This is a genomic window from Sphingomonas sp. PAMC 26605 (genome assembly GCF_000241485.1).
Classification (GTDB): domain Bacteria; phylum Pseudomonadota; class Alphaproteobacteria; order Sphingomonadales; family Sphingomonadaceae; genus Sphingomonas.
This window is the reverse complement of sequence record NZ_JH584241.1, coordinates 788876-799018: the sequence shown is the minus strand read 5'-3', so window position 1 is coordinate 799018 and position 10143 is coordinate 788876. Positions and strand designations below refer to the sequence as shown.

The following is a 10143-nucleotide window of genomic DNA, read 5'->3' as shown; positions in this document are numbered from 1 at the left end:
CCATTCGCTGAATGCTCATGGTCCCCCTCCCCCGGTTCCCGGGGGAGGATTTGGAAAGCGCAGCTCACGCCGCGACCGCGACGGCAGCGAAACTGCGCGCGCCGTCGCTCAGCTTCTGGACGAACTCGGCGATATGCGCCTCCTCGATCACCAAGGGCGGCAGGACGCGGACGACATTCTCGCCCGCCGCGACCGTCAGCAACCCGTGATGATCGCGCAGATGCGCCACGAAATCGCGCGCAACGACGGCGTCCTTGAGCTTGATCCCGAACATCAGCCCCTTGCCGCGCAGGCTGTCGAACATATCGTCATGGTTGGGCATCATCTGCTCGACCGAAGCGCGCAACCGCTCGCCCATCGCCGCCACATGATCGAAGAACCCAGGTTCAAGCATCACGTCGAGGATCGCCTCGCCCGCCGCCATCGCCAGCGGGTTGCCGCCATAGGTCGAGCCATGCGTGCCGAAGACCATGCCCTTCGCCGCTTCCTCGGTCGCGAGGCATGCACCGAGCGGGAAACCGCCGGCGATGCCCTTGGCCGAGGACAGGATGTCGGGGGTGACGCCGTAATGCTCATACGCCCACATCTTGCCCGTCCGGCCGTAGCCGCACTGGACCTCGTCGAGCACGAGCAGCAAGCCGTGCTCGTCGCACGCCTTGCGCAAACCTTGCAGAAACTCGGTCGTCGCGGCGGACACCCCGCCCTCGCCCTGGATCGTCTCGACCATGAAGCCCGCCGTCGTATCGTCGATCAGCGCGAGCGCCGCTTCGAGATCGTTGAACGGCGCATAGGCGAAGCCCGGCAGCAGCGGCTCGAAGCCGTCGCGCATCTTGGGCTGGTTGGTCGCCGAGATCGCCCCCATCGTCCGCCCGTGAAAGGCGTTGTTGAAGGTGATCAGCGTGGTGCGCTGCGGATTGCCGTTGGCATAGTGATAGCGCCGCGCGGTCTTGATCGCGCATTCGACCGCTTCGGTGCCCGAATTGGTGAAGAACACCGTGTCGGCGAAGCTGTTCTCGACGATCCGCTGCGCGAGATGCTCGCCCTGCGGCGAACCGTAGAGGTTGGAAACGTGCATCAGCGTCGCCGCCTGCTTGGCGATCGCCTCGACCAGTTTGGGGTGGCCGTGGCCGAGCGCGTTGACCGCGATGCCGGCGGCGAAATCGAGATATTGCTCGCCTTGCTCGCCGTACAGATAGCAGCCTTCGCCTCGCACCGGGCGTACGCCGCACCGCGGGTACACAGGCATCAAAGCGGGGGTCGACACGGGCCGTCTCCTGAAAAAGCAAAGGGCGACCCAATCGGTCGCCCGAAACACGTTTTACGAAGATGCCGCCGCAAGCGCAACACCGCGCGGCAAACCGGCGGTTATGGGCCGGCAAATCGCTCTTACGACGGACCGACCGGTGCGATCTTCATGCCGTCGTGGAGCTGATCGACGCGCGTCAAGGCGACCCACTCGCCCTTTTGCAGCCCCGCGCTCACGCCGATCCCGTCGGACGTCTGCGCACCGAGCGTCACCGCGCGCCGCTGCACGCGGGCGGTCGCCAGATCGACGACATAGACCGCCGCCGCGCCTGTATGCGGGCCAAGGATCGCGCTTGGCGGGACCGCGAGCATCGTCGTGCCGGCGCCCTTGGCGATGATCCGCGCGTTCGCGGCCTGTCCAGCGGCGAAGCGCGAATCGCGTGGCAAGGTGATTTCGACGACGGCGTTGCCGTCCTGCGGCGACGCGATCTTCACCACGCGGCCGACGACGACATCGTTCTGAAACGCCGGAAAGCGGATCTGCGCGCCCGCGCCGAGCGTAACACGCGCCGCATCGGCAGCCGACAGATCGGCGAGGAGGCTATAGCCGTTCGAGGCGCCCTTGGGCGTGGTCGCACCCGGCACACCTTCGGCAGCGCGGACGGCGACCTTGCCGGATCCGCCGACGGTCGCGGCGAAGACCGTGCCGCCGACCTGCGCGATCCGGATTTGCGGCGCCTGGGGCGCCTGCGCACTCGCGCTCGGCGCTTGCTGCGGCGCGGGCTTGCCGCACGCGGCAAGAAGCAGACCCATCCCGATTCCGATCCAAATCCGCATCAATGCCTCCTGTTATGAAGGCGATACGCGATTCGGCTGCGAAAGGAACGTGCTCAGTTCTTGATCTTCCAGCCCGAGCGCAGCAGCGCGTAGCACAGGATGCCGAGCGCGACGTCGATCGCGAGGATCACCGCGCCGCCGACCAGCACGGGCGAGTCGGCGGTGCCGAGGAAGCCGTAGCGGAAGCCCGAGATGATGTAGAAGAACGGGTTCACATGGCTGAACGCGCGAAATGCCGGCGCAAGCGTATCGACCGAATAGAAAGTGCCTGACAGCAGCGTCAGCGGCGCGATCACGAAGTTCTGCACCGCGGCGGCATGATCGAACTTCTCCGCCCAGATCGAGGTCAGCACGCCGACCAGCGCAAGGAACGCCGAGCCGAGCAGCCCGAACCACAGGATCGCGAGCGGGTGATGCGGTACAAGGTGAACGCCCGGCCACAGCGCCATCGCCACCGACACGGCAAGCCCGACGCAGATCGCGCGCGTCACCGCACCGCCGACCATCGCGACGAGCAGTTCGGTCGTCGACAGCGGCGGCATTAGGTAATCGACGATCGTTCCCTGGATCTTGCCGACCAGCAGCGAGAAGCTCGCATTGGCAAAGGCGTTCTGCAGCATCCCCATCACGATCAGCCCGGGGGCGATGAAATCGGCGAACGGCACCGCCACCCCGCCGACCATCACGGGGCGCTTTCCGCCGGTCGCGACCGTGAAAATGATCAGAAACAGCAGCGTTGTGATCGCCGGTGCCCAGATCGTCTGCAGCTGCACCTTGAAGAAACGGCGCACCTCCTTGATATAGAGCGTTCGAAGACCGCCCCAATTGACATTCCGGATGACCGGAACGCCGGGAGCGTTCATCATGGCACGAATTTCGCCGATTGGGGGCTGGCTGCTCATGGGGGTGTCGCTAAAGACTGCCGCCGCCGCCCGCAACCCCGGCATGACGATTGGGAACATTGAATGAGCTGGACCGACGAACGCATCGATACGCTGCGCAAGATGTGGGAAGCGGGACAGACCGCGAGCCAGATCGCCGAGGAACTGGGCGGCGTCAGCCGCAACGCCGTGATCGGCAAGGCGCATCGCCTGGGGCTGCAGTCGCGCCCGTCGCCGGTCAAGCCGAACGATCCTGCCGCGGCCGCTGCGCCTGCGCCAACCCCGGCGCCCGCTCCCGCAGCGCCGCCGAAGGCCGCCGCGCCGCCCCCACCGGCGCCCAAGCCGGCTCCCCCTGCCCCGCGCCCTGCGGTCGTCGCAGCGCCCCCGGTCGCGGAGATCGAGGACGAGGAAGAAGAGGAGATCGCGGTCGAGGCCGATAGCGACGACGATGCCGACGAGACGGAAACGGCGCCCGCGGTCGTGCGCCCCGCCCCGCCGATCCTGCGCTCGGTCGGCCCCGGCGGCTTTCTGCGTCAGGCGCCCGGCGAGCAGCAGGCGCCGATCACGCCCGCCCCGCCGCGCCGACTGGTGCCGGCCAAGCCATCGGCCGAGATGGCGGGCAAGACGACGCTGCTCGATCTCAACGACAAGATCTGCAAATGGCCGATCGGTCACCCGGGCGAGCCCGACTTCCACTTTTGCGGCGACAAGGTGAACCCCGGTTTCCCGTATTGCGTCGGGCATTGCGGCCATGCGTACCAAGCGCAGCTCCCGCGCCGCGACCGCCGCCCTGCCCCGCCGCTGCCGTTCGGCGGCCCGCGCGCGCGCTGATCGCTCTTCTAGCGGGTACGAAAAGGGGCGCTCGGCATATGCCGGGCGCCCCTTTTTGCTGACTTCGTCACCCCGGCCCTGTGCCGGGGCCCACCGTGCCGCGTGAACTGCCAAGGCAGACCGAGCGTCCCGGTAGACCCCGGGACAAGCCCGGGGTGACGAATCAATAATCCTAGAAGCGGAAGTTCGCCGTCGCGCGGACGCTGCTCCAGCGGAACTTCGGATCGTTGCGGCGGAAGTCGGTGCCCGTGGTGTTGGGCGCCAGCACGAACGGATTGGTCGCCGGCCCGGACCCGCGCGTCACGCGGACGCGGTAATCCTTGTCGTTATACTGGTTGTACAGATACTCGAGACCGATCGAGAAATGCCGCCCGAGCTTCTGCTCGATACCGCCGCCCGCGACGAAGCCCCATGCGTCATGCTTGCTGCCATTGTCGGCAAACGCATTGGCGGTGTTGCTCGTGGCGAAGCTCGACTTGGTCCGCGCATAGGCGCCGCCGCCGGTCGCGTAGAACAGCGTCTTGTCGAACGCATAGCCGGCGCGCAGGCGGGCGTTGGCGTTGAAGTCGATCCTGCGCGTCATCGTGTAGCTCGCGGGCGTGGTGCTGAACGCCGACACGCTGTCGCGCACCTGGCTCTTGCCGAACTCGCCGACGACACCGAACACGAGATGCCCGTACTGCTTGTCGAAGCCGATCCGACCCGAATAGCTGATATTGTCCTTGTCGTTGGTGCAGCCGGTCAGCTTGCCGCTGCTCGTCGCGCGGCCGTTGCAGAAGCCTGCGCCGGGCTGCGCCGTGGTCGGGGCGAAGGCGTTGGCGCCGGTCGCGGTCGTCACGGACTCGGTGAATGCGCCGTCGAGATTGCGGTCGAACAGGATCGCCGAGCGCGTGTCGTTGGGCTGCGCGTCGAAGCCGACGGTGCCGCCGACATACAGGCCGTCGAACGGCTTGGGATCGGCTTCCTGCGCCATGGCTGGGGCGGCGAAAGCAAGGCCGGCGACGAGCAAGGTCGCGGCGGAGAGCAAAGATTTGGTACGCATGAAAACTCCCGATGTGTTGGATCAGCGCCCGAGAGACGTGCGAAAGACCGGTTTGGCCGCATCAACATGAACTTTCTGTCATGTTGATGTTAATATATCACACCGGTTCACGATGACGCGGCGGTTGGCATCGGCGCCACCGCGGCCCTATAGCAAAGCCATGTCAGAAGACCTGTTCGCCGCCACCCCCAAACATCAGCCGACCGATTACGACGCTTCCTCGATCGAGGTGCTCGAGGGATTGGAACCCGTCCGGCGGCGTCCGGGCATGTATATCGGCGGCACCGACGAGCGCGCCTATCACCATCTCGCTGCCGAAGTGCTCGATAATGCGATGGACGAGGCGGTCGCGGGCCATGCGACGCGGATCGAGATCGAGCTCCATCTCGGCAACAAGCTGGTGATCGTCGACAATGGCCGCGGCATGCCGGTCGACCCGCATCCCAAGTTTCCCGGCAAGTCGGCGCTCGAAGTCATCATGTCGATGCTCCATTCGGGCGGCAAGTTCGAGGGCAAGGCCTATGCGACGAGCGGAGGCCTGCACGGCGTCGGCGTCAGCGTGGTCAATGCGCTGTCGAGCGACACCGTGGTCGAGGTCGCGCGCAACCGCGAGCTCTACCGCCAGCGCTTCTCGCGCGGCGAGACGCTGGGGCCGCTCGAGCATGTCGGCGCGGCGCCCAACCGGCGCGGCACGTCGGTCAGCTTCGTCCCCGACGAACAGATCTTCGGGCCCGAGATGCACTTCAAGCCTGCCCGGCTCTACAAGCTCGCGCGCTCGAAGGCGTATCTGTTCGCCGGTGTCGAGCTGCGCTGGAAATGCGCGCCCGAGCTGATCAGTGACGACACACCGGCCGAGGCAGTGTTCCAGTTCCCCGGCGGCCTCGCCGACCATCTGCGCGAGCAGATCGGCGCGCGCGAATGCGCGACGACCGATTTCTTCGTCACCCGCCAGGACTTCCCCGGCAGCGCCGGCCGCGTCGAATGCGCGGTCGCCTGGCCGCTGTGGAGCGACGGCTCGTACAGCTGGTATTGCAACACCATCCCGACCCCCGACGGCGGCACGCACGAGGCCGGCCTGCGCAACGCTTTGGTCAAGGGCATCCGCGCGTTCGGCGAACTCGTCGGGCAGAAGAAGGCCAAGGACATCTCGGCCGAGGACATCATGACCGGCAGCGAGTTGATGCTCTCGGTCTTCATCCGCGAGCCGCAGTTCCAGAGCCAGACCAAGGACCGCCTCTCCTCCCCCGAGGCCACCCCGCTCGTCGAGAAAGCAGTGCGCGACCATTTCGACCATTTCCTCAGCGACAATATGGAGCGCGGCAAGGCGCTGCTGACCTATGTCATCGAGCGGATGGACGAACGCCTCGCGCGGAAAGCCGAGCGCGAGGTCAAGCGCAAGACCGCGACCTCGGCGCGAAAACTCCGCCTGCCCGGCAAGCTCACCGATTGCGCCTCGGCTGGCCCCGAGGGGACCGAGATCTTCATCGTCGAGGGCGATTCGGCCGGCGGCTCGGCGAAACAGGCGCGCGACCGCAAGACGCAGGCAATCCTGCCGATCCGCGGCAAGATCCTCAACGTCGCCTCTGCAACGATGGCGAAGATCGCCGCCAATTCGGAGATCGCCGATCTGATCCAGGCGCTCGGCTGCGGGACGCGCAAGACCTGCGTCGCGGAGAATTTGCGGTACGAGCGCGTCGTCATCATGACCGACGCGGACGTCGACGGCGCGCATATCGCAACGCTGCTGATGACCTTCTTCTTCCAGGAAATGCCCGAGATCGTCCGCGCCGGGCACGTCTATCTCGCGCAGCCGCCGCTCTATCGCCTGACCTCGGGCACCAAGAGCCTCTACGCGATGGACGATGCGCATCGCGAGCAGCTCGAGCGCACCGAGTTCAAGGGCAAGAAGGTCGAGATCGGCCGCTTTAAGGGTCTCGGCGAGATGAACCCGATGCAGCTGCGCGAAACGACGATGGACCCAAAGTCGCGTGCGATGCTGCGCATCACGCTGCCGCAGGAATATGAGGGGCGCGCCGTCACCAAGGACCTGGTCGATCGGCTGATGGGCACCAATCCCGCGCACCGCTTCGCTTTCATCCAGGAAAATGCCGCGCAGCTCGACGAGGCGGCGATCGACGCCTGAACCCCGCTCCGACGCTGGCGGCGGGACCGCGGGAACACCATTTCGGTTTCCGGCGCAGCGCTGCTCCGATACCCTCCGCATCATGCTATCGCACGGGGGAAGCACCACGATTCGGACGATCCTTGCGCTGATTTCGCTGATCGGGCTCGCCGCGCCTGCGATTGGGCAGACGCCGCCTGCCGCTCCGACGAAGGCGAGCGAGCCCCTCCGTACGCGCGCCGAAGCGCTGATTCCGATCCTGGCGGGCGGCGGCGACACTGCCGCGAGCTTCGCGCCCGCCTTCCTAGCGCAAATTCCCGACGCGAAGATCCGTGCCGTCGCAACGCAACTTTCGGACGGCTTCGGCGCCCCGTTCGGCATCGAGTCGCTCGTCGCGACCACGCCGCAGACCGCGCGCCTCAGCCTGCGCTATGCGCGCGGGACGGTCATGATGACGATGACGGTCGAGCCCGACGCGCCCTATCGCATCATCGGTCTGCTCGTCACCGGCACGACCTCGGGCGAGGCCTCGCTCGAGCAGATCGCCGCGACCTTCGCCGCGCTTCCCGGGACCGCCGGTTTCTCGCTCGCACGGATTGGCGACGGCGTGCCGCGCGCGCTCTATGGCAGCAAGGCCGATACCGATTTCGCGATCGGCTCGGCGTTCAAGCTCGCGATCCTGTCCGAGGCGATCCGCGCGATCAACGCCGGCGAACGGCGTTGGGACGACGTGGTCACGCTCGACGGGTCGCCGCTGCCGGGCGGTCAGTATGCCCAGCAACCCGCGGGCACCAAGGTCACGCTGCGCGAGCTCGCGCAGAAGATGATTTCGATCCGCGACAATAGCGCGACCGACGCGCTGCTCGCGGCGCTCGGGCGCGAGAAGGTCGAGGCGATGCTGCCGGTGATCGGCTGGCGCCACGCCGCGCGCAACCGTCCGCTGCTCGGCACGCTCGACATCTTCAAGCTCAAGGGCACGCCTAGCGGCGCGCTCGGCAAGCGCTGGCTGGCGCTCGACGAAAAGGGGCGCCGCGCCTTGCTCGCCACGGAGATCGCCGAAACCCCGCTGAGCGCGATCGACCCGGCGATGTTCCAGCGCGGCGTGCCGGTCATGCTCGACGTCGAATGGTTCGCCAGCCCCGCCGACCTCGTCCGCACGATGGACTGGATCCGCCGCAATACCGAAACCGGCCCCGGTGCCGAAGCGCGCGCGATCCTCGCGATCAATCCCGGGGTCGGCCCGGCGCAGGCCGCGCGCTGGGGCTATGTCGGCTATAAGGGCGGCTCGGAGCCTGGGGTGATCGAGATGACGCTGCTGCTGCGGTCCAGGGGCGGCGTTTGGTACGCGCTGGCGGCGAGCTGGAACAACCCTGCCGCAGCCGTCGACGACGCTCGCTTCGTCGCGCTCGTCAGCCGCGCTGCCGACTTGCTGGCGAGCGGCGGGTAAACGCCAATACGGCGTTGCCGGTGACCACGATTCGCTCGACCCGTCCGTCCCGAAGCGACCGCGTCAGCCGCGCATCCGCGCCTGATGATATTTCGCGCGCACGACGATCCCGGCGAGCAGATGCAGCGCAGCGACACCGAGCAGGAACAACGGCAGGATCATCGGCACTTGCGGCCAATAGCGCGCGCGGAGCGCCGCGAGCAATGCGCCCGCGACGGCGAGCGCGACGCCCATCCAGCGGATCGGCCGCGCGACCATCCGCAGCTCGGCCCTATAGGCCGCGCGCTGGACGGGATCATTGAGATCGGGGGGCGGCGCGGCAACTGTGTCTTGCGTCATCGATCGATCCATTCGCTTGCCAGCAAGCCCCACAAATTGGTGTCGCGCACACCGATATGCGTTTCCCACTCGTCGCGCAGCCGGCCCTCGAGCGTGAAGCCGATCGCCTTGAGCAGTGCGTTCGATGCGACATTGTCGGGATCGGTATCGGCGAAGACGCGGCGCTGTCGCTCGACGTGGAACAGCTGGTCGAGGACTGCCGCGACCGCCTCGCGCCCGATGCCGCAGCCCCAATGGTCGCGCGCCACCATATAGCCGATTTCGGACACGTTGGGCTGGCGCTTCTCGCCCACCGCGACGAAGCCGATCGCATGGTCGTCGCCGGCGAGCGTGATCGCCCAGGCGCGCCACCCGTCGAACGGCTCGGCGAAGCGCGCGCGGGTTTCCTCGACCGAGGTGTGCGGGCCATGCGACCAATAGGTCATCAGACCCGAATCGGCGAAGCTCGGGAACAGCGCGTCGGCATCCTCCGCGGTCCGCTCGCGCAGGTGCAGGCGCGGCGTGTCGAAGGTCGGCACCGACCTCATGTCGTCAGCGCGGCGACGAGTGCCTTGACCTTCTTCTGGCGCCATTGCGGAGTCGGCGCGACGAGCCAGTAGCCGAGACGGTACGCCGTGGCTTCACCGATCGCGACGACTCGGCCGCTGGCCAAATCGGCGGCGGCGAGCAGTTCGGGAACGGTCGCGCGCCCCAACCCCTGCGCCGCGGCGTCGAGCGCGAGCCCGGCATCGCCGACTCGGACGAGCGCGGGCGCTTCGCCATCGATACAGCCGGGCCAGGCGATCCGCGTATCGACGCCACCCCCCGCGGCCGCGACCGTCACCATCCCGGCCGAGGCGATCGCCTCGCCCTCATGCCCGCCCGGGCCGTCGCTCCAGCGGATCGCGAGATCGAGATTGGCTTCGGTGAAGTCGATCGTCTCGTCGGCCGAGATCAGCACGAAGCGCAATTCGGCATCGGCGCGCGCGATATCGGCGAGGCGCGGCATCAGCCATTTCTCGGTCAGGTCGCGCGGTGCCGCGATCGTCAGCGACTTGCTCGTCTGGCCGGCCTGCATCGCGCGGACGGCCTCCTCGAACTGGAGGAAGCCGTGGCGCAGCGGGGCGAGCCCGGCCTCGCCCTCGGGGGTTAGTTCGAGGCCCTTGGTGGTGCGGCGGAAGAGCACGACGCCGAGCGTATCCTCGAGCGCGCGGATCTGCTGGCCGACCGCGGCGGGGGTAACGGCGAGCTCGTCGGCGGCGCGGGTGAAGCTCAGGTGCCGCGCGGCGGCGTCGAGTACGCGCAAGCCGTTGAGCGGGAGGTGCGTGCGCTTCATTCTTCTTCCCCTCCCGCTTGCGGGAGGGGATCGAGGGGTCGGCGCGCGCTTTCCACGAGCGGCACGCTCGCCGGAAAGCGCGAG

General features: G+C 67.5%; 10 protein-coding genes. 3 read left to right on the top strand and 7 right to left on the bottom strand.

Annotation, left to right across the window (positions count from 1 at the left end):
• Positions 1 to 64: 64 nt before the first annotated feature.
• From RH90_RS03530 to RH90_RS03520, 3 genes are all read right to left on the bottom strand, one after another.
• Positions 65 to 1264, bottom strand: coding sequence for an aspartate aminotransferase family protein (locus RH90_RS03530; protein ID WP_010183919.1), 1200 nt, complete (start codon positions 1262 to 1264; stop codon positions 65 to 67).
• 122 nt (positions 1265 to 1386) lie between these two features.
• On the bottom strand, positions 1387 to 2082 hold the full coding sequence (locus RH90_RS03525) for a membrane protein (RefSeq protein WP_010183918.1): 696 nt from the start codon (positions 2080 to 2082) through the stop codon (positions 1387 to 1389).
• Positions 2083 to 2135: 53 nt separating this feature from the next.
• A complete protein-coding gene (locus tag RH90_RS03520; protein ID WP_037492612.1) occupies positions 2136 to 2984 on the bottom strand; it encodes an ABC transporter permease in 849 nt (282 codons plus the stop codon).
• Between the two features lie 63 nt (positions 2985 to 3047).
• Between RH90_RS03520 and RH90_RS03515 the strand changes: the two genes are divergently transcribed.
• A complete protein-coding gene (locus RH90_RS03515; RefSeq protein WP_010183916.1) occupies positions 3048 to 3794 on the top strand; it encodes a GcrA family cell cycle regulator in 747 nt (248 codons plus the stop codon).
• A 172-nt stretch (positions 3795 to 3966) separates the two neighbouring features.
• Here RH90_RS03515 and RH90_RS03510 read toward each other — a convergent pair whose 3' ends face one another.
• Positions 3967 to 4836 (bottom strand): outer membrane protein, encoded by an 870-nt coding sequence (locus RH90_RS03510; protein ID WP_010183915.1) that lies wholly within the window; start codon positions 4834 to 4836, stop codon positions 3967 to 3969.
• Between the two features lie 160 nt (positions 4837 to 4996).
• Between RH90_RS03510 and parE the strand changes: the two genes are divergently transcribed.
• Both parE and RH90_RS03500 read left to right on the top strand, forming a co-directional pair.
• Positions 4997 to 6979 carry a DNA topoisomerase IV subunit B gene (parE, locus tag RH90_RS03505; protein ID WP_010183914.1) on the top strand — a complete coding sequence of 661 codons (1983 nt, stop codon included), beginning with the start codon at positions 4997 to 4999 and terminating at the stop codon, positions 6977 to 6979.
• Between the two features lie 82 nt (positions 6980 to 7061).
• Positions 7062 to 8405, top strand: a complete 1344-nt coding sequence (locus tag RH90_RS03500) for a serine hydrolase (protein ID WP_010183913.1) — start codon at positions 7062 to 7064, stop codon at positions 8403 to 8405.
• Positions 8406 to 8468: 63 nt separating this feature from the next.
• On the opposite strand, the gene RH90_RS03495 is transcribed toward RH90_RS03500, so the two are convergent.
• The 3 genes from RH90_RS03495 to RH90_RS03485 are packed head-to-tail and all read right to left on the bottom strand — an operon-like array spanning position 8469 to position 10059.
• Positions 8469 to 8744, bottom strand: coding sequence for a hypothetical protein (locus RH90_RS03495; protein ID WP_010183912.1), 276 nt, complete (start codon positions 8742 to 8744; stop codon positions 8469 to 8471).
• Positions 8741 to 9271, bottom strand: a complete 531-nt coding sequence (locus RH90_RS03490; protein ID WP_010183911.1) for a GNAT family N-acetyltransferase — start codon at positions 9269 to 9271, stop codon at positions 8741 to 8743. The genes RH90_RS03495 and RH90_RS03490 overlap by 4 nt, the downstream gene beginning before the upstream one ends.
• Positions 9268 to 10059: a LysR family transcriptional regulator gene (locus RH90_RS03485; RefSeq protein ID WP_010183910.1), complete on the bottom strand. Its 792-nt coding sequence runs from the start codon at positions 10057 to 10059 to the stop codon at positions 9268 to 9270. Before RH90_RS03485 ends, RH90_RS03490 begins: the two co-directional genes overlap by 4 nt.
• Positions 10060 to 10143: the final 84 nt, after the last annotated feature.